18 protein-coding genes and 1 tRNA gene are annotated in these 25,044 nt (G+C 43.7%); 18 read left to right on the top strand and 1 reads right to left on the bottom strand.

Annotated elements, in window-relative coordinates; genetic code table 11:
* From ENI34_01130 to ENI34_01045, 18 genes are all read left to right on the top strand, one after another.
* The coding region (locus ENI34_01130; protein HEC77729.1) for a carbon starvation protein A at positions 1 to 262 on the top strand (262 nt) is incomplete at its 5' end.
* 48 nt (positions 263 to 310) lie between these two features.
* Positions 311 to 1,213, top strand: a complete 903-nt coding sequence (gene argF, locus ENI34_01125) for an ornithine carbamoyltransferase (GenBank protein ID HEC77728.1) — start codon at positions 311 to 313, stop codon at positions 1,211 to 1,213.
* The gene (locus tag ENI34_01120) at positions 1,213 to 2,484 is read left to right on the top strand and encodes a hypothetical protein (protein ID HEC77727.1); all 1,272 of its coding nucleotides are present in this window, start codon (positions 1,213 to 1,215) and stop codon (positions 2,482 to 2,484) included. The genes argF and ENI34_01120 overlap by 1 nt, the downstream gene beginning before the upstream one ends.
* Before the next feature lie 58 nt (positions 2,485 to 2,542).
* Positions 2,543 to 3,463, top strand: a complete 921-nt coding sequence (locus tag ENI34_01115) for a hypothetical protein (GenBank protein HEC77726.1) — start codon at positions 2,543 to 2,545, stop codon at positions 3,461 to 3,463.
* 22 nt (positions 3,464 to 3,485) lie between these two features.
* A complete protein-coding gene (locus tag ENI34_01110; GenBank protein HEC77725.1) occupies positions 3,486 to 4,949 on the top strand; it encodes a hypothetical protein in 1,464 nt (487 codons plus the stop codon).
* A 66-nt stretch (positions 4,950 to 5,015) separates the two neighbouring features.
* A tRNA-Leu gene (locus ENI34_01105) sits at positions 5,016 to 5,097 on the top strand.
* 17 nt (positions 5,098 to 5,114) lie between these two features.
* Entirely contained in the window at positions 5,115 to 6,329 is a 1,215-nt protein-coding gene (gene tig, locus ENI34_01100; GenBank protein HEC77724.1) for a trigger factor, read from the top strand.
* A complete protein-coding gene (gene clpP / locus ENI34_01095) occupies positions 6,307 to 6,888 on the top strand; it encodes an ATP-dependent Clp endopeptidase proteolytic subunit ClpP (GenBank protein ID HEC77723.1) in 582 nt (193 codons plus the stop codon). The genes tig and clpP overlap by 23 nt, the downstream gene beginning before the upstream one ends.
* Before the next feature lie 2 nt (positions 6,889 to 6,890).
* A complete protein-coding gene (gene clpX, locus ENI34_01090) occupies positions 6,891 to 8,105 on the top strand; it encodes an ATP-dependent Clp protease ATP-binding subunit ClpX (protein ID HEC77722.1) in 1,215 nt (404 codons plus the stop codon).
* The gene (locus ENI34_01085) at positions 8,102 to 8,845 is read left to right on the top strand and encodes a hypothetical protein (protein ID HEC77721.1); all 744 of its coding nucleotides are present in this window, start codon (positions 8,102 to 8,104) and stop codon (positions 8,843 to 8,845) included. Before clpX ends, ENI34_01085 begins: the two co-directional genes overlap by 4 nt.
* Complete coding sequence (locus ENI34_01080; GenBank protein HEC77720.1) at positions 8,842 to 10,713, top strand: sensor domain-containing diguanylate cyclase; 1,872 nt, start codon at positions 8,842 to 8,844, stop codon at positions 10,711 to 10,713. Before ENI34_01085 ends, ENI34_01080 begins: the two co-directional genes overlap by 4 nt.
* Positions 10,703 to 11,839 carry a HAMP domain-containing histidine kinase gene (locus ENI34_01075; protein ID HEC77719.1) on the top strand — a complete coding sequence of 379 codons (1,137 nt, stop codon included), beginning with the start codon at positions 10,703 to 10,705 and terminating at the stop codon, positions 11,837 to 11,839. The genes ENI34_01080 and ENI34_01075 overlap by 11 nt, the downstream gene beginning before the upstream one ends.
* Positions 11,836 to 13,344 carry a response regulator gene (locus ENI34_01070; protein HEC77718.1) on the top strand — a complete coding sequence of 503 codons (1,509 nt, stop codon included), beginning with the start codon at positions 11,836 to 11,838 and terminating at the stop codon, positions 13,342 to 13,344. Before ENI34_01075 ends, ENI34_01070 begins: the two co-directional genes overlap by 4 nt.
* A gap of 11 nt (positions 13,345 to 13,355) precedes the next feature.
* Positions 13,356 to 17,081: a diguanylate cyclase gene (locus ENI34_01065; GenBank protein ID HEC77717.1), complete on the top strand. Its 3,726-nt coding sequence runs from the start codon at positions 13,356 to 13,358 to the stop codon at positions 17,079 to 17,081.
* Positions 17,082 to 17,189: 108 nt separating this feature from the next.
* Positions 17,190 to 19,652, top strand: a complete 2,463-nt coding sequence (locus ENI34_01060; protein ID HEC77716.1) for a hypothetical protein — start codon at positions 17,190 to 17,192, stop codon at positions 19,650 to 19,652.
* A 12-nt stretch (positions 19,653 to 19,664) separates the two neighbouring features.
* Positions 19,665 to 21,488 carry a T9SS type A sorting domain-containing protein gene (locus tag ENI34_01055; GenBank protein HEC77715.1) on the top strand — a complete coding sequence of 608 codons (1,824 nt, stop codon included), beginning with the start codon at positions 19,665 to 19,667 and terminating at the stop codon, positions 21,486 to 21,488.
* Positions 21,489 to 21,499: 11 nt separating this feature from the next.
* Positions 21,500 to 21,790, top strand: coding sequence for a hypothetical protein (locus tag ENI34_01050; protein HEC77714.1), 291 nt, complete (start codon positions 21,500 to 21,502; stop codon positions 21,788 to 21,790).
* Positions 21,791 to 21,811: 21 nt separating this feature from the next.
* Positions 21,812 to 22,792, top strand: a complete 981-nt coding sequence (locus tag ENI34_01045; protein ID HEC77713.1) for a hypothetical protein — start codon at positions 21,812 to 21,814, stop codon at positions 22,790 to 22,792.
* Positions 22,793 to 22,937: 145 nt separating this feature from the next.
* On the opposite strand, the gene ENI34_01040 is transcribed toward ENI34_01045, so the two are convergent.
* Positions 22,938 to 25,025 (bottom strand): TonB family protein, encoded by a 2,088-nt coding sequence (locus ENI34_01040; protein HEC77712.1) that lies wholly within the window; start codon positions 25,023 to 25,025, stop codon positions 22,938 to 22,940.
* Positions 25,026 to 25,044: the final 19 nt, after the last annotated feature.

Here is a 25,044-nt window from a genome sequence, read left to right as displayed (position 1 = left end):
TCTGGCGGGACTCGCCTTGATGGTCATAACAGTATATCTCTATAAAAAGGGGAAGTCCATACTTTTCACGGGGCTGCCCATGCTCTTTATGATAATAATGACCGGCTGGGGAATGGTCTTGAATATAATCAATTTTTATCGGACAAACAACTGGCTTCTCTTTGCAATAAACGGGGTGATCATACTCTTTGTACTGTGGATGATTCTGGAAGTCATCAATCTCATAAAGAATTCCGCGCTGAGCACTCAAACGAGAAAATAATTGACATATCAAGGAAAATAGCTATTATTCCTATACGGAGGTACTATAATGCCCAAAAGAGACCTTGTTTCAATCTTTGATTTGAATAAAGAAGAGATCTATGAAATTTTTAAAATGGCAGAGAAGGTAAAAGACGCGCAGAAAAAGGGACTTGAGGAAAAAAGATTAAAGGACAGAACCCTGGCGATGATATTCGAGAAACCATCCCTGCGTACAAGAGTAACCTTTGAAACCGGAATGACCCAATTAGGAGGACACGCCATATATCTGGCACCGGCAGACATAAAACTCGGAAAAAGAGAGTCGGTGCCAGACGTCGGCCGCAACCTATCACGCTGGGTCGACATAATCATGGCCCGCGTTTTTGCTCATAAAACAGTTGAAGAATTAGCGGAAAATTCCGCAATACCGGTGATTAACGGCTTAAGTGACCTGGAACATCCCTGCCAGATTATGTGCGATCTCTTTACGGTTATCGAAAAAAAAGGAGGTTTAGAGCATATAACGATCGCTTATATCGGCGACGGCAATAATGTCTGTAATTCCTTTGTCGCCGCCTCTGCTATCCTGGGATTCAGATTCATCGCCGCGACTCCCCAAGGGTATGAACCGAATAGAGAATATCTGGAAAAGGCGAAGACGACCGAGTTGACCACTGATCCTGAAGAAGCAGTGAAGGATGCCGATATAGTATATACTGATGTCTGGGCGTCAATGGGACAAGAAGATGAAGCCGAGCAGAGGAAAAAACTCTTTAAACCGTATCAACTCAACAGTCAACTTCTGAAAGCGGCGCGGAAAGAATATCTGGTGATGCACTGTCTTCCTGCCCACCGCGGCGAAGAAATCACCGATGAAGTCATCGACGGACCGCATTCCATCGTCTTTGACCAGGCTGAGAATCGACTCCATATTCAAAAAGCAATCATGCTCTGGCTTTTACAGCGCTGATGACATCCGAGCAGATTGTCTGTCTTATTATCTTCATCTGTATCTACATTGCGATAATCATATTTCATAATTATAAATCCATCATGGCATGGGCAGGAGTCGCTCTGCTCTTTGTCATCGGGCTTCTGCCCGGCGTCAAGATCCTCTATTACATAAACTGGAACATCCTGGGAATTTTCTGGGGAAGTCTGGTGATCGCCGAGTTGTTTATATATTCCAAAATCCCCGCCTATATCGCCGAGGCGATAATCGACAAGTCAAAGAATCTCGTCTGGGCGATCATCTGGCTTTCGGCGTTCAGTGGTATCATATCCGCCTTTGTTGAAAACGTCGCCACGGTTCTCATTGTCGCACCGATAGCATTTGAAGTATCACGCAAACTGAAGGTATCTCCTGTCCCGTTTATCCTGGGAATCTGTCTTTCCTCAAATTTACAGGGTACAGCGACCCTGGTGGGCGATCCTCCCAGTATGATTCTTGCAAGCGCCACACGTATGACGTTCAATGATTTCTTCTTCTTCCACGGCAGACCCGGCCTTTTCTTTACCGTCGAATTCGCCGCCGTCATATCCCTTGTGGTCATCTATTTCATCAACCGTCGGCATAAGGAAACGATAAAAGCGATCAAAACCGAAAAGATCACCAGTCTGTTTCCGGGTATACTGCTCATCGCACTCATCGCCGGTCTCGCCGTCGGTTCTTTCATCCATGGTTTTATGGATTATCTCGGAGGAATCATCTGTGTTGTGCTCGCCTTTATCGGAATAATCTGGAGTTTCTTTTCAAAACGCATCAAGTCGTTCAACATCCTGAAAGACACGGATTGGGAAACATTCTTTTTTCTGGCGGCGATCTTCGCCCTTATCGGCGCATTGACCGAGACCGGAACAACCATGGTCTTGGCGGAATTGGTCGGTAGAATAACATCAGGGAACCTCCTCCTTACATATATCGTACTCGTCGTCTTTTCCGTCTTCATCTCCGCATTTGTCGATAATGTCCCCTATTTCGCCGCAATGGTCGGGGTGGTAACCACCCTCTCGAACCAGCATGGCTATCCCCTCTATCTCCTCCTTTTCGGAACGATCATCGGTACCACAATAGGCGGGAATATCACACCGATCGGAGCCGCAGCGAATATCGTGGGAGTGGGACTACTGAAGAAAAACGGTATAAAAATAAATTTCCTCGATTTCATCAAAGTCGGGTTGCCGTTCACGCTCGCGGCGGTGACCGGAGCAGCGCTTTTCCTCTGGGCCTTCTGGTCATAACAGCCGCCCTGAACTATTTTATTCTTGATTATTTATTTGTAATAAGTATAATATCAAAATGAAGATAAATGTAAAACCGATCGTGGAATTCATCGTCTATGACCCTATTCGGAAGATCGTCGCCATCATCTTCAGTTTCGGACTCTGGTTCTTTGTGGCGATAGATAATAATTACCAGTATGAAAAAGACATTCAAATCATCTATACCAATCTCCCGGACTCCCTGATCCTCGTCGATTCAGTCCCGTCACTGCGTGTGGTGTTCAGCGGCCGGGGAGGCGCTTTACTGACGACCTGGGCGGCACCGCCGAAAGCACGTTGCGATCTGAACAAACCCAAACTGGGTGAAAACACCATCCCCGTGAAAAAACTGCTCATTCCGGTCGCATTCGATGACATTACACTCTATTACAACACCGCTTCAATAAAAGTCACCGTGGATCGAAAAAAAACAAAAGTCGTAAAGATAAATGTGCCATTTAAAGGCTCTCCGAAAAAAGGACACTCGGTCAGTGATATTATAGTGCTCGACACAGTGGAAATAACAGGGCCGGCGAATATCTTGAAGAACATCACGGCGATCCCTACTGAAACCCTTTCCGTGAGAAATACAAGCTCCCCGTTTCTGACAAAGTTGAAAATAGAAAAAACAGCGTCCAATATCCAGGTTTCAAAAGAAGAGGTCCGTCTGGAAGTGAGGATTGAAAAGACTGTTGAAAAACTGTTTACTAATATACCACTGAAATTGATCTTTACACCGAATCAACGGGTGACTTCCGAAAAAATCAGCCTCGACACATTGATCGTCCAGGGGCCGGAAAAAAGAATCAACAGATTGAAGAAGAGAGATATCATCGTCAAGATAACATTGACAAAACTTTCTCCCGGAGATTACGCCCTGCCGGCGGCGATCCTATTGCCGGAATACATAAAACCGATCTATTCAAATCCAAAAAAATTCCGGATAAAAATTTATTAAAGACAACAAAGAGGTTTTAATCATGGCCGCCTTATTCAAAAAATCCGCGTATAAAGCAGATTTTACCATTCTCTTCTTTGTCTTCGCGGTCTCACGGGCGGTTCTCACCTGGAGCGGCGTGCATTTTAACATAACTCCGCTCTACTGGTTCTTTCAATTCCTCGACCCGCTGTATCTGAAATCCGACCTTTTCCGCAGCCTCTTATATCTCCACAGCCAGCCGCCCGGTTTCAATCTCTTTCTGGGCATTGTCCTGAAATTATTCAGCGGTCATGAACTGCTGGTCTTCAAAACAATATATCTGTTGATCGGTCTGTCTATGACCATCTTACTCTATCTGATGTCAAGAAAACTGAAGATTCCCCCTATGATCGCTTTACCGGTGACGATCTTTTTCAGCATAAGTCCGCCGATCCTTCTTCTGGAAAACTGGCTTTTCTATACATATCCGGTAACCTTCCTGCTCCTCGTCTCGTGTTTTTTTCTGTATAAATACCTTGAAAAGAACCGCCGGCTGTATCTTTTTCTCTTCTTCTGCACCATCGGCTCGATAGTACTCACCAGAACATTATTCCACACGATCTGGATGATGGCAGCCATCGCCGGGTTGATCCTCTTTCAAAAGAAAGAAATCAAAAAAATCATCCTGTGCGCCGCCCTGCCGCTGTTGATCATCTTCGCCGTCCATATCAAAAATTACCTGATATTCCACCAAATCTCCCTGTCATCCTGGTTCGGGATGAATCTAATAAAGATGACCTGGACGGTTCCTGTTGATGAATTAAGGAGTTCAGTAGAAAACGAAGAAGTGTCTGAAATCGCAGGAATAATGCCTTTCCGTCCTCCTGAAGTTTACAGCAACTATGCAAACTTTGATACTGTAACCGGCATCCCAGTACTCGATGAGAAATATAAATCGACCGGTTATATAAATTTCAACCATATCGCATATATCTCGATTTCAGACCACTATCTTGATGCGGCAAAGTATCTCATAACGAGGTATCCCGGCTGTTACGGACTTTCGATAATCAAGGCACTCTATACTTATTTAAGGCCGTGTTCCGACAGTGTCATCATCAGTGGTCACAATAGAAAAGCAATTAAAGGATGGGTCGATTTCTATGAAAAATACCTCATTGGTGATATTCTGAGTAAAGTCTGGTCCGCCGACTTTATAAACAGAGCAGGTCAGGCGCGGAAAGTACATTTGAATTATCTTTACCTTTTCATACCGTTCATCTATTTATGGAGTATATTGCTTGCAGTACGCGGCGACAGAGCACTCACCCCGCCGGGAAAATACAAACCCCTCCCTGTCTTTATCTGCTACAATATCATTTATGTCACCACTGTCGGCAACTTAATCGAGATGAGCGAAAATATGAGATTTCGCTTTTTGCTTTTACCTTTTATTTATATAATTTTAATGAACATCTTAAAGTATTGCTTTAAAAAAACAGAACCTGAAGTTCCCTGGAAGTAGTGAACTTGACAAACTTTCTTTTTGGTATATAATAACTAAAAAGAAGCCGATTCTGAAGCGATTTTCGCGAGGATGGCGGAACTGGCAGACGCGCTGGATTTAGGATCCAGTCCCGTATGGGATGGGGGTTCAATTCCCCCTCCTCGCATATGATGGAGGCGATGTTTGGAATATATAATCACGAATGATAAAGAGATAGAAAAGGAATTGAATATCTCTGTGCCCTGTGCCGAGCTGGAACGCTTTATCGACAGGGAAATAAAAAAATTACAGAAGGAATTGACACTCAAGGGTTTCCGAAAAGGAAAGGTGCCGAAGGAAATCATAAAAAGCAGATATCGCGACACCCTGAAATCACAGGCGATGCACAGTCTTATCACCGATTCGTTCCTTAAAGTCGTCAGAGAAAAAAACTGGCGTCCTGTATCCCAGGCAGAACTGCTCAACCTGGAAGAGGGTGAAGATATCAAATTTCAGCTGCGTGTTGAAGTAATCCCTGATTTTGAAGTTGAAAACTACCTGGGACTGGAACTGTTTAAAGAAGAAGCTCTGCCCGAAGATTATCTATTGAATCAGGCGTTGCAGGAACTGCAGGAACAATATGCCGTCGTCAAAGAAGTTTCACGCCCTGCAGTGGTGGATGACATCGTAACGATGAACCTCACTATCTTGAAGGACGGCAAGATCGAGAACAACCAGAAGAACATCGCGGTAAAGATCGGAAACCGCAGTCTGCCTGACGAACTCAACCGGGCGCTCGTCGGTGTTAAAAAATCGGAAACCAAAGAGGTGAAAGCCGGTGAGAAAATTTACAAGATCAAAATCAAGAAGATTGAAGAAAGAATACTTCCACAGATCGATGAGCAATTCGCCAGGAAACAGAATTATGAAAATCTTGAACAATTGAAGAAAAAACTGCTCGAAAATGCAAAGGCGCTGGAAGAGAAAAGACAGGAAGAAGAATTAAAGGACTCATTATCGAGAATCCTTCTGGAAAGGATAAACTTCAAAGTACCAAAAATACTCATTGAGAATGAATATAATAAAATACTCAGTAGAATGGAATTAAAGGATTCTGATGCCAATAAAGAGAGATTTATGGAGACCGCAGAGAAGAGAGCGCGTTTGAACATAATCCTCGACAGAATCGCTGAAAAGGAAAAAATCACGATAAAAGAAGGAGAAGTGAAAAATCTCATCTCTGCATTGGGCATCAAGGTGACCGAAGAGAACCGCATTAATCTGTTAAATTATTTCACTGATATTTTGACAAGAGAAAAGACCATCGATTTTCTCTTCAAGCATGCAAAGATCAATGAAAGAAGCCGTATCATATCACCAAAGGAGGCACGTGATGATACCCGTACCGTACGTCATTGAGCAAACAGGAAGGGGTGAAAGGGCGTATGACATCTATTCACGCCTGCTTAAAGAAAGGATCATATTCATCGGTACGCCGATCGATGACACCGTAGCAAATCTGGTAATGGCTCAACTGCTCTTTCTGGAAGCAGAAGACTCATCCAAGGATATCTACCTCTACATCAATTCACCGGGCGGCGTGGTCTCATCAGGACTCGCCATTTATGACACCATGCAGTTCATCGAGCCCTCTGTCTCCACCATCTGCATCGGCATGGCGGCAAGTATGGCCGCCCTGCTGCTCGCCGCCGGAGAAAAAGGAAAAAGATTTGCCCTTCCCCATGCCCGGGTTATGATTCACCAACCAGAGGGAGCATTCTCGGGGCAGGCGTCTGACATCGCAATCCATGCAAAAGAAGTCCTGACGATCAGAGAAGTCCTCAATAAAATTTTCGCCAAACATACCGGTCAACCTGAAGAGAAGATTGCCAAAGACACCGACAGAAATTATTTTATGTCTTCAAAAGAGGCGAAAGAATACGGAATAATCGATGAGATAATGGAAAAGAGGAAATAAGGATGCCGAAAATAGTCTGCCATTTCTGTCAGCGTTCAAAACCATCAGTGAAGCGACTGTTCAAAGGATATAAAGCTTATATCTGTAATGAATGCGTGCGGCTGCTGGATGAAATACTCAACGAGGAAGAAGAATTTTCGCAACTTGACAACTTCACCCTTCCCAAGCCTGCAGAAATAAAATCATTCCTTGACCACTATGTAATCGATCAGGAAAGGGCGAAGATCGTGATTTCGGTGGCGGTATATAATCACTACAAAAGGATAATGGCGAAACACAAGGATGTGGAAATTGAAAAAAGCAACATACTTTTGATCGGACCGACCGGGACCGGCAAAACGCTCATAGCGGAAACACTGGCACGCCTGCTGCATGTTCCGTTTTCCATCTCCGACGCCACCCCCCTCACTGAAGCGGGATATGTCGGGGAAGACGTCGAAAATATCCTTCTGAGATTGATTCAGGCGGCGAATTTCAATATCCAAGCCGCCCAGATCGGAATAATATATATTGATGAGATCGACAAGATAGCCCGTAAATCGGATTCTCCCTCCATTACCCGTGATGTTTCCGGTGAAGGGGTACAACAGGCACTTCTTAAAATCATCGAAGGAACTGAAGCCAGTGTACCACCGCACGGCGGCCGTAAACATCCTGAGCAGGAATTCATCAAGATCAACACCAAAAATATACTCTTCATACTCGGGGGTACATTCACCGGCATAGAAGAGATAATATCAAAAAGACTAAACCGTAAGAGAATCGGCTTTAAAAAACAGCGGGAAAACAGAACGACCGAAGAAAAGAACATTCTTACAGAGATAGAACCTGATGACCTGGTGAAGTACGGTTTAATACCTGAATTTGTAGGGAGGGTGCCGATCATCGCGCCTCTCAATAAACTATCAAAGAGTGCGCTTATTGAAATCCTGACGAAACCGAAGAATGCGTTACTCAAACAATACTCCAGATATTTCAGAATGGAAGGGGTTAAGCTGGAATTCAGTGACGAAGCACTGGAGGCACTCGCATCAAAGGCGATAAAGTATAATACCGGAGCACGTGCCCTCCGTTCTATAATGGAAAACTTTATGCTCGACATTATGTTCAAACTGCCCAGCCTCAAAGGTATCGACCGCTGTATAATAAATAAAGAGGTAATAACGGAAAACGCCGAACCTATCTACATAAAACGCAAGAGAAAACGCGCCCAATGAGTATCTTAACCAGAATCTATCTGAATTCGAGCAAAAGAAGATTTACCAAGAACTTCACCCCTCTCGGATTCAAAGGGAAAGCGGATTTCCTGATTTCAATGCCGCATCAAGTAGGTTCTGCCCTTGAGGCGTTGGCGATTGTCGGTGGCTTACACAAAAAGGGAAGAATCGTGCTTCTCTTACCCGAAGTGCTTACGAATATCTGTCGTTTTCTTAAACTGCAAAAATATGAAACAATCTACTATAAAACACCCCTTAAACTGTTCAGTAAAGAGTATAAATCGCTGAAAGAGATATTGAGTACAAAGAAATTCGATTATCTCATCGAATTGAATGAGCCGCCGAATATCGCCATTCCCTATCTCGTGCCGGTGGAAAGGAGAATATCCTTTTATACGGAAAAGATATATCCCTATTATAATATCCTCATAAAAGACAACCTACAGACACTTGCCGAATTTTTCAATATCAAACAATATAAATTAAAAAATTTCTTTGCTTTCAACCTAAAAGAGAAAAAAGAAGTGCTGCAAAAATTCAATAAGAAGAAACCGCTGCTTTTTATAAACGACAAGGATACGGAGGTATGGAACGGCGACAGAATAGCGGTCGATGAAGAGATCTCTCTTTCCGACCCGGAACTTTACAGAATCCTCTATTTTTCCGATGCATACTGCGGTCGACGTGATGAACTCTATAAATGTGCAAAATTGTTCAATAAAAAGATCATCGAAGAATGAAAGCATCGGAAACCGCAGTTTGTAATATCCTGACTCAGTTGAACAAAGTCGACCTCTGGAATATCAGCCTACAGAAAATAGGAAAGGCATTGAGTCAGGGATTGAACGCCGACGGTTACGCCGTCTTCTCCAGATACGGCAAGAAAACCAAACTTGAATACTGCGAAGGTGCAACCAGAAGACAATTACTTCGTATAGAAAAAGAATCGAAGAAATTGCTGTGGTTCCGTGTTGTATCAGGAAATATCACATACAAAATCTACATCCTCGGCAAAAAGAAAGACGAAATATCAAAACTCCAGTACAACGACATCCAATATCTTTTGTCAATAATCGCCAAGGCCCTTGAAATCAGACAAATCTCAAAGAACAGAATTATTGAAACGCAGATAATCAATCAGCTCAATCTCAATATCACCACCGCCCTCGACGAGATAAAAGTAATCAAAGATCTCGAATCAGCAGCCCGCAGGATGCTTTCCAACCGAGATATCTTCCTCTTTTACATCAAAGATGATAATATCATCGGCAGCAAAAAAACAATGAAGATAACTCAAATCCCCTCCAATATTTACAATAAACTATTCTATATACAGCAGATATTCACCGTCACCAAAAAATATCAATTCTTTTCAAAACTCCTGTCTGCGCAGCGGATTCGGAAAAAGATAAGTTTTGTACCTTTTACGATAAAAAATGAACTGCGTGGATTTTTCATAATATTCGATGATATTATGAAAAAAGACAAAATATTCGCCATCACAAGATTGAAATTTCTGACCAATCAGGCGGCGTTGGCCCTTGAACGTATCGACCTCTTCCGCGCTTTGAATCGAGCACTCAAGCAGAGTCAGGGAATCCAGGAACTCGTAAAAATCATGCTTTCATCCTTAGATCTCTCCTCGCTTTTCAATGAAATACTACAGCGGGCGCATAAATTACTGGGGTTCAAAAGGATTCTCTTTTCACTCTATGACCCGCAGACAAAATCATTCCGGCGGATCACCGGCGTAGGAATTTCAAACTCAAGGCTGAAACAGGCACAATCGATCCAACCTCCTCTGGTGGTTGTCGAAAAATTATTCAATAATCGCTATCGCATTTCAAACTCGTATTACATCCCTTCAAAAGCCGTTAACAAGATAGAGCGGAAAATAAGAAAATATGAAGTCTTTCCTTCACCTTCCCAGCGAAAAAGACTCGCCAATCTTTGGAATCCCGGTGATATCTTCATTTCACCCGTCTACTCAAAAAATCGGGAGCTTGTAGCTTTATTATCCCTGGACAGGCCGGTAAACCATCTCATTCCCACACTTGAACAGGTACAGCTCCTGGAAACATTCGGCGATTTCCTGGGGATGGCGATAGAAAACGCCCAGCTGTTTGAAAAGATTGAAAAACTGTCGAATAAAGATGAAATGACCGGGGTGTACAATTATCGTTTCTTAAGGGATAGAATAGTAACACTCATAAACGAAAAAGTCTCCCCTATCGCATTAATTATGATTGACCTGGATAATTTCAAACATTATAATGATGAATTCGGCCATCTCTACGGTGACGAACTTCTGAAGATATTCTCAAAAAATCTGGTTGAAATAGTTGGGAAACGGGGAAAGGTTATCAGATACGGTGGGGATGAATTCATCATACTTCTACCGAAGACAAATCTGGAAAGAGGAAAAGTTTTCATCAAAAATGTAATCAAACATATAAACAGTCAGAAAATAATAGGCGGCGAAGAATCCATCAAATTTTCTTACGGTATTGCAGTCTACCCCAAACACGGGAAGAGCCTCGGAAGGCTCATAGATTACGCCGACAGGCTTCTCTACCGACAAAAAGCGAAGAAACACAATGAACATTAAAGAGAAATTTAGTTCACGTGCTCTGGTGATATATTTTCTCATAGGTATAGGGTTGATCGGAATCGTAACCTTCATCTACTCAAATTATCTTATTCAAAAAATAAAGAAAGAGACGGAAACAACATCAAGGATCTTTGCGGAGTTCGCCAGGGGTTCCAGTGTAGATGAAGAAAGGCTCGTTGAATTATTCTACAATGAAATCATCAAAAAAATCGACTTCCCCGTAATCCTGACCGATGAAAAAGGCAATCCCTACTCCGCGAAAAACATCAAAGAAAAAGACCTTAAGGCGGCTGTCGAAAAACTGGACAGGGTGCAAAAACCTATACCGATGATCATACGGCACGGAAGCGATTCAACCCTCGTCGGTTATGTACACTGGGGCCTCTCCCCTTTCACAAAATCACTTCAGATTCTGCCGTTTGTCGAAACAGTGTTTCTGATTGCGTTTCTCTTTCTGGGCTTCTGGGGTTATCTCATCTACCGGAAGAGTGAAGAAGAAAAAATATGGAACTCGTTGGCGCGTGAAACCGCACACCAATTAGCAACACCTCTTTCATCGCTCATCGGATGGCTTGAAGCAATAAAAAGAGATGTTTCAAAAGACATCTACCAGGGGATAGAAGAAGATACCAAAAGAATGAAGGAAGTTCTGGAAAAATTTTCGAGAATCGGATTACCGCCGCGGCTGGCTATCAAAGAACCGATAGATACCATAAAGAAATCCGTCGATTACATGAAACGCAGGGCACATAACAACATAAAATTTTATGAAGATTATAAACCACTGCCTCCGATAAAATTCGACGATATCCTGCTGGGATGGGCGGTGGAGAATATCGTAAAGAACGGACTGGATGCCATCGGTGCCAGAAAAGGAAAAATCAGCATTAAGACTTTTGAATCGAACGGTGCGGTTATCGAAATATCCGATGACGGTAAAGGAATCAAAAAAGGAAACAAAATCTTCAAACCCGGCTACACCACGAAGAAATACGGGTGGGGTTTAGGACTTGTTCTTACCAAACGAATTGTCGAAGAGTATCATAAAGGAAGATTAATCTTGAAAGAAACCGGTCCGAAAGGGACCACATTCCAAATTTATATTCCAAAGGTGGAAAGATGAAAATTTTATGGATTGATGATGAAATAGATTTATTGAAACCATTTATCTATCTTCTCCAGCAGGAAGGGTATGAAGTGGAAACCGCGACATCTGGAGAAGACGGCGTTGAATTGGCACGTAGAGAGGTCTTTGACCTCATCTTTCTCGACGAAATTATGCCGGGCGTCGACGGTCTTGAGGTATTAAGAAAGATAAAGAACGAAAATTCTCAACAGATAGTGGTGATGGTCACCAAGAGTGAAGAAGAGGATTTGATGAAGAAAGCCTACGGCAGCTGGGTGGACGACTACATTACAAAACCATTCAGTTTCAATCAATTGCTGTCGGTCTTGAACAGGACCCTGAAAAGGCGTTCGATCATAAGTGAACAGATGGCGGAAGAATACGCCACCCAATTCAGAACATTTTCTGAACCGGCGGACTATCTTGAATGGGTTGATTATTACAAAAGCATTGTATCGTGGGATTTACGGCTGCTCGATTATGGAAGCAATGACTTGAAAGTACTCCAGAAAGAGAAAAAACATGAAGCCAACGCTGGTTTCGCTAAATATATCGAGAACAATTACAGAGATTTCTTGAATGGAAAAGGACCGACCCTTTCAAACAATCTGTTTGCATATGCGGTCCTTCCGGTTCTAAAAGAAGGACCGGTTCATTTCGTGCTGTTCGATTCGATGCGCCTCGACCAGTATTATAAACTGTCCAACAGCCTCAGAGAATTTTTCGAAATAAATACGGAATTCTACTACTCAATCCTTCCCACGGCGACCCCCTATTCAAGAAATTCCCTCTTTTCCGGACTCCTCCCTCTGGAAATTCTGCAAAAATTCCCCCAGTATTGGTCTTTCGAAGAAAAAGGACAGAACAGATTCGAAAAGGAATTATTCGCTGAATTGTTGAAAAAACACAACTTAAGAATAAAATATTCCTATTACAAACTATCGTCGATTCAGGATATAGAACGAAGTATCAACAGCATCGTCAACGACAAAGCGGATATCGTAATCACTGTAATAAACTTCTTTGATCTCCTTCTCCACTCAATACCCGGTCGAGGTGATATGAAGGGAGTCCTCGACGACGAAAGGGTATTACTGAATCTTCTGGGATATTGGTTCCCTCTCTCGCCGATCTTTGAAATCTTCAAAAGACTCTCAAAAAAACAAAGACGCATCATCTTAACGACCGACCACGGCTTCATCAGAGTCCGCAAACCGACCATTATATACGGTGGACGCTCGATATCGCCCAATCTCAGATATAAATACGGTCCGGCGTTGAGGGTGGATAATAAAACCGCCCTCTTACTCAACAACCCCGGAGATATCTCTTTACCCTATGAAGACCCGTCGGTGCGTTTTGCAATCGCAAAAGAAGACTATTACTTCATCTACCCCACGAAACCGACCGAATATGAAAAAGAATTCAAGTTCACGTTTCAGCACGGAGGAATCTCCATGGAGGAAATGATTCTGCCTTATGCGATTATGAATCCACGTTGACGCTTATACAAATGAGTCGTGCCGCAGAAGAGAATAAAAAATCATCTGAGAAACCGATCACCCGAAATTTCAGAAAAAAACTGACTGAAGAAATAAATCTCGCCAAGAAAAATACACGATGTCTCTCAATCATCCTTATTGAACTCTATAAATGCTTTCTTGACTCAAATAGAGTTACCGAAAAGATTCCGGAAAGGACCGTCAAAGACTTCAAAAAAATTCTGCATCGAATACTACGTGCAAATGACACCTATGAATTCCTTGGTTCCAATCGAGTCGGTCTCATTATTGTAGGAGCGGATCGCGATGACACAACGATCGTCAGAAAACTTATTTCTGAAGAAGTAAGCAAAGGAATATTCCACCACAATCCGGAAAAACCGTCGGTGATTAAAATCGCCATTGGTTCTGCATCTTTTCCCCAGGATGCCGTCACCATCCCCGACCTGTTGAAAGCGGCGGAGTCGAGGCTGAAAAAACAGACAAAACAGCTTTACACAAAGTCGGTAAGTAAAATAGATTCTTCGATAACTTACTTCAGAAATATCTCAAAATTCACTCCGCCGGTCATGCCGCAAAAAATACTGATGCGGAGCGGAATTTTGAAAAGAATAAAAAATGCTGAAAAGAAAAGATTCACGTTCATATCGTCAGGTCCCGGTTTCGGCAAAACAACCATCCTTTATGAATATACAAAGAGGGTGAAGAAGAAAACGGTATGGTTGAAGTTGGATGAATCAGACAGAAATCCTCTCGTCTTTCTGTCTGATTTTCTCACCGGCATCAACCTCCACTATAAAAATTTCGGCAGGAAAACCAGAGCTCTACTCCAGGGGGATATGGAAATTGAATACCTCATCAACAGTCTTATTCAGGAAATAAACACCTTCAGAGACGGACGGATGATCTACATACTGGATGATTTCCAACAGATAGAACAGAACCAGCAGACCGTCGACATTATATACAAAATCATTGACTGTTGCCCGAATAACCTCCATCTCATCATCACATCACGAAAAAGAATCCCGAAATTTCTCCACAAATTCGTCGTCGATGATGAAGCACTGCTCCTGACGGAAAAGGACCTGCGATTGGACCTCGCCGAAACAAAGAAAATGGCGGAAATTTTAAAAGTTCCAATCACTCCTCAAAAGATAAAGAAAATATGGGAAGAAACACGCGGGTGGGCGTTTGCAATAAAATCGATGCTCGCCCTCAAGATAGAAACAAACAGAACCACTGAAGATATCTTCGATTATATCAGTGAGGAAATATACAACAGGTTCAGCAGAAGAATGAAACATCTCCTTCTGTCTCTGGCTTTCTTTCCTTTTTTCAACACCCAGATACTTAAAAAATCGCTCGCGGAGAATTTTGACGAAAGAACAGAGCAGGAATTACTGAATCTGCCGTTTCTTGAAGTAACCTCCGGCGAAATAATCAATTATACCTTCCACCCCTTATTTAAAAATTATCTTATGATGCGTGCAAAAAATGATATGAGTGATTATGAAATAAAAAAATGCAAAGAAAAGGTTGCTGAATATTACGAAAAGAACGGAGACTATGATAACGCCATCGAACTCTTTATTGAAGCTGGTAATTATCGAAAAGCGATAAAGAACATCAATATTATAGGAACAGATATCGCCGACGCCGGCAATATCAGTAAACTCACTTCCTGGCTCGACAGGATACCGAAGAAGCTCACCGAGACAACTCCCAAACTGTTGATATTATGGGCGCTGACCGAAGAACGAAGGGGGAACTTCAAGATCTCCAAGGAGCTTATAACCAGAGCTGAGAAAGTTCTCAAAGGGCTTAAAAAGAACCGCGGTTTGTACGCACATCTCTTCGTCGCAAAAGCAACAATCCTTAAGCATCAGGGTAAGTTGAACCCCGCTTTAAGAATGGCGAAACTCGCCTATGACAGTTCCAGAAACCAGGAGACGAAGATCTTCGCCTTCGTAATTATGTCATTGTGTTATTTCCACAAATATAATTTCAAAGAAGCGATCAAAACAGGAGAACAGGGACTACAGATAGCCGACAGTATTATGTCCCGTGCAAGCCAATATTTCTTGAATAACCTGGGAACGATCTTTCTTCACAATGGCGAGCTTAATAAAGCGCAGACCTACCTCAATCGGTGTATCAATGAAGCCAAACAATTGAACAGAACATATCAGTATATTGTGGCGCTCGGAAACTACACCAAGGTACTGATACATTTAGGTGATTTCAGCAACGCCGAGAAGATGAACGAAGAGGCTCTGGGATTTTCCAAAAAATATAAATTCGCCAATCTGGAAATTCAAAATCTAAACAGTAGAGCACTCCTTTCCATTCTACAAGGTAGATATGAAAAAGCACTGAGATATCACAGCCGGGCCCTTGAAATCGCAGAAGAGTACAAAAATAAATATCTGATAACCATCTGTAATCTCAAAATAGCCAGCCTATACAGTATTTTGAAGGATCCTGACGAAATAAAGCGGCATCTCGACAGTATCGAAAAATTGATATCCCAGAAGACCGATTCCCGTGAGTTTATCCAGTATTTAATCATCAAAGCACGCTGTGAACTGATGCAGCATAATTTACGGAAGGTGAAAAAAAGAATAGAACGGATATCCCGACTCGCAAAAAGAATGAAAATACTGGATTACATAATACAGGGAAATCTTTTAAGATATCAATTCGAAAAAGAATATGACCGCACAAAAGAAGCACACCATTACCTTAAAAAGATGCTCGATATCATCGAAAGGACGGAATGTAACGGGCTGTTCCTCCACCAGGTTCTCCTTACACCGGAGTTGCTCATCGACGCCCTCGAGTTTTCCGATAAAAAATCATATCTGATTTCTTTCATCAATAACTTCATTCTCAGCTCCGAAGAGGTATCTGAGGCTGTTATGAATCAATTGTCTCCGGAACAAAAAGAAGAAATCCTGTCGCTCGGTCAGCCGACGATCAAAGAGTATCATCTCACCGCGTATCTCTTCGGTGAACCACGGGTATATATGGGTAACAGACCACTGAGCGGGGAATACTGGCTGAGGAAGAAAGTCAAACAACTCCTCTGCCTGTTGCTTTTATACAAAGAAGGGATTACCAAAGACAAACTCCAGGCACTTTTCTGGCCGAAATCAAATCGTCCGAATGCCGACAGAAATTTCTGGAATACACTCTATTACCTGCGCAAGACACTGGAACAGGGAAACGGTACTCGAAAGATCATCACACGTCGCAATAACAGAATCATAATAGAACCCTCTTTAAAGATATTCACGGATATCGAGCAATTTCAGCATCTGGTGAATAGAGCCAATTACCACCTTCAGAACAACGACGTCGACAGAGCAACTGCGGAATTCGAAAAAGCCTTGATTCTCTACAGTAGCGACCTCCTTGAACCATATTATGAGAATTGGATTGAACAGAAAAGGGCTTATTACAAATCACTGAAAGAGGAAGCCGCACTGAAATTGGCGAAACTGTACCTGGAAGGGGGAAAATTTAGAAAAGCGTTTGACGTGTATACCGAGATCCTGGAGTCCGATCCATTATCCGAAGAAGCGGTTATCGGACTGTTGAAAGCAGGACAAAAACCCCAGTTAAAAGCCGAAGCGGTTAAAAGATATAAAAAGTATGCGAAAAAACTAAAAGCCGAACTGGCTGTGGAGCCGTCTCCGGAATTGCAAAAGGCATATCAGAATTTAACTGCATAGAGTAAACCACACCTGCAAAAAACACATCTCCATCTCCTCTTTCTGGTGAAGTTTACGGTGAAGTCGTTTTTTATACTATGTCAGTGTCAAATCAGAAAGGAGTGAGAAATGCAGCAGGCTAAAAAAAGAAATAACAAAAATTCGACCAAAAAATCAAAAAAGTCGAAAAACAGAAAGGCGGATCATAGAAAACAGAAAAGAAACAGGGTATTCAACGACAGACTGACAAAAGAGATGATTGTTATGTTCACAATCTGGTTCTGTTTGGTCTCCGCATCAGAGACGAATTTGAATCTTCGTTTCTCCGAAAACAAAATACGGATTCAAAAATACGGTGATTTCGATATTATTCTGTACGACAACGGTTTGAATAACATCGGAAAACAAGGATACCCTTCTCTGCCGGTGCTCTCCATTTTGATAGCAGCCCCTTTCAATACAGCGGACGCCGATATAGAAATCAAAAATATAGAATGGCGGAATATCCCCGGTGAATTCAATATCTATCCGATCCAACCACCCCTTCCTCTGTCGGACATACAGGTCGAATCAAAATTCGTACCGCCGGATATCAACATCTACGAAAAAGATCTCCCCTATCCTGCGGAAATCGTGAGTTACAGGGGCATCGGAAACCGTGCCGAATTCAAACTCGTAAAGGTATTACTCTGTCCGTTTCAGTACTTTCCTAAAACAAAGAAGCTCAATTTCGTTGAACAGGTGACTTTAAGGATTACATATAAAACCACTGCTTCTTGTAAACCACGCACCCATTTTCAGATCAAAAGCATCGCCAATTCAATAAAGAAAATGGTTATAAATCCTGAAGACGTCGATAAATGTCTCCCTCTGGAATACCACGGAGGAAAAGGCTCCCCATATCTTAATGAAGGTGATTATAAAGAAGTTTACATAACGAGCACATCCCTCGCTCCGCTGCTGGATCCGATCGTAGACTGGCGGACAAAACAGGGCATCCCCTGTACCACTGTCACCGTTTCAAACATTATAAGTACCTATCCGGGATGGGACGCTCCGGAGAAAATAAGGAATTTCATAAAAGATGCCGATACAACATGGGGAACCTTGTATTTCACCCTGGCGGGCGATACAGGAGCGGTGCCCACGCGGATCCTCATCAACCAACTCGGCTCGACTGTAGCCACTGATCTCTACTTCTCCGACCTCGACAGCACATGGGATGCCGACGGTGACCATATCTATGCAGAGGAAGAAGACAGTTCTGCATGCGACTGGTTTTCTGATGTCTTTGTAGGCCGATTAGCCACCTCAACTGAAGAACACATCAACACCTTCCTCTGGAAGATATTCACTTATGAGAAGAATCCGCCTTCAGGGTATTTGAAGAAATGTTTATTACCTGCTTCTTATCTCTGGCCTCCATACGGAGCAGATCAGGTCAATGACTCGATTGCAAACTGCACACCGGCAGACTGGCAGGACTCAAAACTTTACGAAATGTTGGGAAATGTAAATCATCAAATCACTCTTGACTCCCTCAATGTCGGTTTCGGATTCGTGCACTTCGGTGGTCACGGAAATTTAAACGGAATCTACTGGGATGAAGGAGTGGATACATTTCTCTATAATACCGATGTACCTCTGCTGAACAACGGTGATAAACTGGGGGTCTATAATTCCATTGCCTGTTTTCCCGGTGGTTTCGACACCGATACATCAGTTCTTAATGACGATTGCCTTGCGGAGAATTTGATGAACTGCCCGACCGGTGGCCCGGTTGCAGTAATAATGAACTCACGGGTGGGTCTGGGCACACCTCCCAGCATGGGACCTTCGGAAAAACTCGACCTTGAGTTCTACAGAAAGGTGTTCCGTGAAGGAACATACATTATAGGTGACGCCCACTCAACCTCAAAGGATGTATATGTCCCGGCATCCGATACTGCGGAGCACTACCTTTTCTGCATTCTCGAGTTGAATCTCTTCGGAGATCCGGCGATGCCGATGTGGCTCGATACTCCGCTGGAGCTCTTTGTCGACCATCCTGATTCAATCACCACCACTCAAAACGAAATACTTATTACGGTAACCGATTCACGGGCGCCGGTACCGAATGCCCTGGTCTGTTTGATGAGCAAACAGGGGGAAATATATGAATACGACTATACCGATGCAAACGGACAGGTGCTTTTCACTATAAATCCGACCATACCCGACACCCTGTGGGTTACAACCACGGCGAAGAACCATCTTCCATACGAAGGTTATTCAATAATCTACGAAGGTAATCCTGGAGTGGAAGAAGAAAGCAGCAGCGGCGTTTTCACCCTCACGACACCCTGCCCCAGTATCATAGATAAATCGGTTATAATCAACTACAGCATTCCTGAAAGAAACGACGTCTGTATCACGGTTCTGGACGTAACAGGCAGAAATCTCGGAACACTTGTAAACTGCAGACAGAAGAAAGGACGGCATATCCTGGTCTGGGACGGAACGATCAACACGGGAAAATTATCGGCGGGGATTTACTTCTTGAAATTGAGGTGCGGCTGCAGAACCGCAGTGAAGAAAATTATTATTTTATAAAAAGGAGGGAAAGTGAAAATATTTACTTTTCTTTTCATCATCATAAACATTCTCTCTGCGGCCACCTATTATGTCGATAAAGACGGAGTGCACGGCACTGTCGGTGATGACAACAACAGCGGTCTCTCCTGGAACGATCCCTGGGCGACGATAACAAAAGCCGCGCAGGTGCTCACCGCCGGTGATTCAGTCATCGTCGCCAATGCGGTCTATCGTGAAAGAATTCAGCCCCTAAACAGCGGCAGCAGCAGTGCACCTATCGTCTACTATACCGATGAAAAAGCTGAAATAGCCGGCAGTGAAATAATAGACGAATCACAATTCACACTGGTCAGCGGTTACAACCACGTGTTTCAGACGCCCTTCCCGGATTTCGAAGTGAAGGGTGTTGTTCAACTCGCCGGTTCGGATTCTGTTGTACTGCGGCCATATCTGGATACGACAAGTTCAATATCTTCGGTAGAAGCCAATCCCGGTTCATTCTGGTATGATGACAACAGTAATATACTATATGTCCATACCGCCGACGGGCAACCGCCTGATTCACTTATCCACAACATTGAAGTGGTAAAACGTCAATATGGTCTTTATCTTGATTCCAAAGATCACATTCAGATAAAAGGTTTCATCATCAGGAGCCAATCAGCCCGGGGCTCCGCCGGTTTCGGTGTATATATCTACAACTGCAGAAATATCGAACTCGTCGCCGATACCATCATCGGTGCAGTCCTCAGAGGATACCAATCAAACAATCTCCATATCGAAAATTGTTCTATCAATCGGCTCTGGCGTCTTTCCACGCCGTTCAATTATCACATGCTGCCGCACGGTATATCAGGATTATCCCTGGCAGCATGTGATACGGTCTTGATAAAGGGCGTCGAGATATGGTGGCAGACCGATGCGGCGGCATTAAGCGGCGACTGCGAGAGCGTTGTCATTGAAGATTCAAGGTGGTACGGCTGTCCGAACCACGGGTTCAAACTCGACGGCAACGGCGCTACGGGCCGTCCGAACAACATAATCTTCCGACGATGTGAGGCAGGCCAGCAGTGCCAGGAGGCGATCAAGTTCTGGTATAACGACAATGTACTTATAGAAAATTGTGACCTGACATTCCTCAATCATACATACGGAGAAGATTCTTCCTATCACTCGACGAATATAAAAGTCAGAAATACACTCTTCACCCACACTTATCCGCCTGATCACAGAAATATGAATATATGGATCGGAGAATTCTTCTACGTAAACGAATATGATATGGACTATAACTGCGTATATAACCCCGAGTACCCGAGCAGATTCATCGCGGTCGGCAAACCGACATCGACCAAGATGACACTCAGTGAGTGGCAGTCATTCAGCGGTCAGGATTTACATTCGATATGTACTGAGCCCTATGTTATTTCAGCATACCCTGGTCCGGGACATCCGGAATCAAATTTTTTCCTTACGGATTCAAGTCCCTGCATCGACGCCGGAGACCCGACATATCCAGTACCACCGAACGGAGGCCAGTATATCGACATCGGCGCCTACGAGTTCGAGCAGACCTCTGCTGAAGAATATGATAACACTTATATTCAATATATCCGCATATATCCCAATCCCTTTAGAGGAAAGATCAGCGTGGAAATACCTGATCTGGTCCCCGGAGAAGATCACGCACATCTCCAGATAGTGGACGTCAGCGGTAAGGTCATCTTCAGCAGCACAACCGACCAGGCGGAAACCACCATTACCTTTCCTGCCGGGCATGCCGATGGCGTATATTTTCTGTTAATTAAAGACGATGAACAGAATATGGCACAAAAAATAATTTTAGTCAAATAACAAGGAGGAAAATGATGTTTTTACTCTTCTTTCTATTATCCACCGAGTTCTCAATATGCACCACAAACGGGGCACAATATAACAGAGATGTCGCCTTTGACGGAACGAACTTCCTTGTAATCTGGGAAGACCACCGTTCAGGCACTGCACTCTATCATCTCTACGGTTCGCGGGTCACGTCGTCCGGCAGTGTACTCGATCCGAACGGTGACCGCTATGCGGCTCAAAATGATACGGTGATGGATCAAAGCATTGCCTGGGGCGGCGGCACATATCTCATTGCGTACCGTGATCACTGCTGACACGATGCAGACCTTCTCGGAGTGCGTGTCACTCCCAGCGGAAACCCGGGCGCGCCTTTTGTAATATCCAATAATACCGACCGTCAGGCGCACCCTGATGTGTTATTCGACGGAACAAACTTCATCATTGTATATGCAGACGAAGGTTATACAAACCAGGCGATATGCGGAGCCCGCGTCACTCCTGCGGGTAATGTCCTTGACCCGAACGGAAAACTTCTTATAAGCGGTTCAGAAGGCTACAGTCTGCCCAAAATAAGTTCAGACGGCACAAATTTGATGCTGGTTTATAAAAATAACGTCCTCACTACAGGATATATCTACGGACAACGTCTTTCCACAAGTCTTGAAAAGATAGGGAGCAGTTTCACTGTCTCCAGTTCAACGAATAGAAAAGACGACCTCAGAATAAGTTTTGACGGCAACAATTATCTGGTCGCCTGGATCGAACGCGAAACATACTTTACAAGTCGTATTCTCTGCCGTATCGTAACCCCACAAGGGAACATACCCGGCGGTGAAATTACAATCGTCTCAGGCATTTCCTATCAATCAGCATCCTTTGATCTCTGTTTCACGGGAACAAACTATTTTCTCGTATACAGCAACGGAACCAGTCTCAAAGGGCAGTATATATCTCCTTCAGGGCAACTGGTCGGTTCGAGTTTCACCATCGCCAGCTCAACCAACGGCATCTCAACTCCTGCTTTATGCTGGGTAAACGGTAATTTCCTTCTCACCTACAGTAAAAACAACTCCACCGACTATGACATCTACGGCAATACCGAAATAATCAACGTCAATGAAAATATTCTTTCACCGCCCGCCTTCAAAAAAGAAAAAGCGACATTCATCTCAGAATGGTTCCCTCTGAAAAAAGGAGAGCAACTCTATGATAAATCAGGCCGTCGCATCACGAATCCCGGTTCCAGCGGCATATATTTCATCCGTTATAAAGAAGGGACACAGATAAAGATCAGAAAGGTTATCTATCTGAAATAAACCGGATAGCTATCTTCTACGGATCAGTCCGTCTTTTTAAAAGACGGACTGATTTTTTAAAAAAATGGGGGGCCCCCACCGGAGGGCGAAGATTATATAAAGCAGAGGCCCCAAATCTGACTTCTCGACTTTCTTCTGACTGCGCTTAGGGTTTAAAGTTAAACGGTATTGAAATTTTCTGTTCAAACGGCTCACCGTCTTTTGTTGCCGGTTTGAACACCCATTTCTTGGCAGCTGCCAGTGCTTCGGCTTCGCAAGCCGGATTTCCAAAACTCGATAAAATAGTAGCGCTCTTCACCTTACCATCTGTACCGACAACGACTCTCACCACTACCCTACCGGTTGCACCGACCGCTCGCGCCGCATCCGGGTACTTGGGCATCACCTGTTTTATCGGCGTGGCACGGGTGATAATCGAAGGTTTCGGAGGCTCAGGCGGAGTGATTGCCGGCGCCTCGCCGGTATCCGGAGGGGTAGGTGCAACAGAAGTGGTCTCTTTCTTCACCGCAGCCTCAAGAAGGGCTTCTGGTTTGACAACTTCAGGAGGCTTTGTCGGAGTCAACTCCTCCACTTTTTTAGATGTCGGTCTGGTCGGTTTCTCTTCGGTAGCCGTCGGCGTCGTCACCTCGGGAGTGGTATCCACCGGTGCTGGAGCTAGTGAAGCGACCACAACCCTCCGTTCCGCCTCGGGGATCCAGTAGGTGTAGGCGTCAGCAATACTGATTCCCTGTTCAACACCCCTCACCCTTTTATAGGTAGCGGAGATCTTGTTCGCAACGACCAAAAACGTATAAGGCATTTCTCCATAAACAATTTTCTGAAATTCGTGCCAGATCTCTTTAGCCTTCTTACGATTGAGCATAGCGACACCGATCTCAATAAGTGAATCAACCACACTGTTCTTATAGGAGACAAAATTAAACCGCCCCTTTTTCGGATCTGAATGCCAGTAGACGGTCGGGTCTATCTTCTCACCCATGCTCCACCCCATGATAAAACCGTCAAAGTCTCGTTGAACAAGTGCGGTGATGAACGATTTGGTATCCAGTGCCTTCGCTTTAACCCTGACGCCGAGAGCCTTTAAATCATTGGCGACGCTCTCGAGGATCTTCACCCGCTCAGGACTCTCCACATTCGTGATAATGGTGAGAGTGAAATCCTTACGGTTCTTATCATATATCTTATTGCGGTTCCAATCAGTAAAACCTTTCTTTTCCAGGATCTTTTTTGCGCCGATGAGATTATACTGAATCGGCGTGATCTCTTCATTATAACCCCAGGATGAAGGCGGCAGCGGTCCGAGTGAAATAGTACCCATTCCTGAAAATACGTCGTTCAATATCTTTTTGGTGTTTATCGCCATCGTCAGTGCCTTACGAATCTCCTTGTCTTTTAGATAAGGATGCTTCAAATTCCATCCGACATAGGTAAAAGTATTACCCGGCCTTGAATCAACCTTGATATTTTTGTTCTTCTCCAATTCCTTCGCCGCTTCCGGAGTAAGATTCAACACCATATCGAGATTACCGTTCTTGAAATCTTCATACATCTTGGTGACATCTGAATAATATTCAATAAATATCGTATCAAGCGGCGGTTTACCGCGATAATAACTATCATTGGCATATAGAACAAGGCCTGAGCCTGGAATCCATTCTTTTATCTTATATGGCCCATTACCCACGGGAGCCTGACCGAATTTATCACCTTTCTTTTCATAGACATGTTTCGGTACCGGCATAATATCAGAATCTGTCAGGAGATCGGCGTAGACCTTATCAAAGGTGAATTTAATCGCATGCGGTCCGACCACCTCAACGTTTTTAATGAACCGAAGCCTTGCAATATTGGGGTAATTCGTCTTGGGGTCCTTCATCTTTTCATAGGTATAAAGAACATCTTCAGCCGTAACCGGTTCACCATCCCACCAGGTGACGTCATCGCGTAAATAGTAGGTGATTGAAGTAAGGTCTTCAGAAAACTCCCAGGAAGAAGCGAGCTCGGGTTTCATCTTCCCGGTCTCCGGGTCGATACGGTGCAGGTGCATAAATAATAAATCAAGAATCTCATTAGAACCAAAAACAGACGGAGAAAGCGGTGATATGGTGGTGAGAAGTTCTGTAGTACCGATAACCATTTTACCACCCTGTTCTCCAACCAGCTTCTCCTCTTTTTTGGCGCATACTGCCGTCAACAGCAGCAAAATAGGTAATACTGAAAAAAACTTCTTCATATTAGCCTCCTGATATATA

The sequence above is a fragment of the candidate division WOR-3 bacterium genome (assembly GCA_011052815.1).
Taxonomy (GTDB): Bacteria; Hydrothermota; Tepidihabitantia; order SM23-42; family SM23-42; genus DRIG01.
The sequence above is the reverse complement of the archived record's forward strand: the minus strand, read 5'-3'. Positions and strand labels throughout refer to the sequence as shown.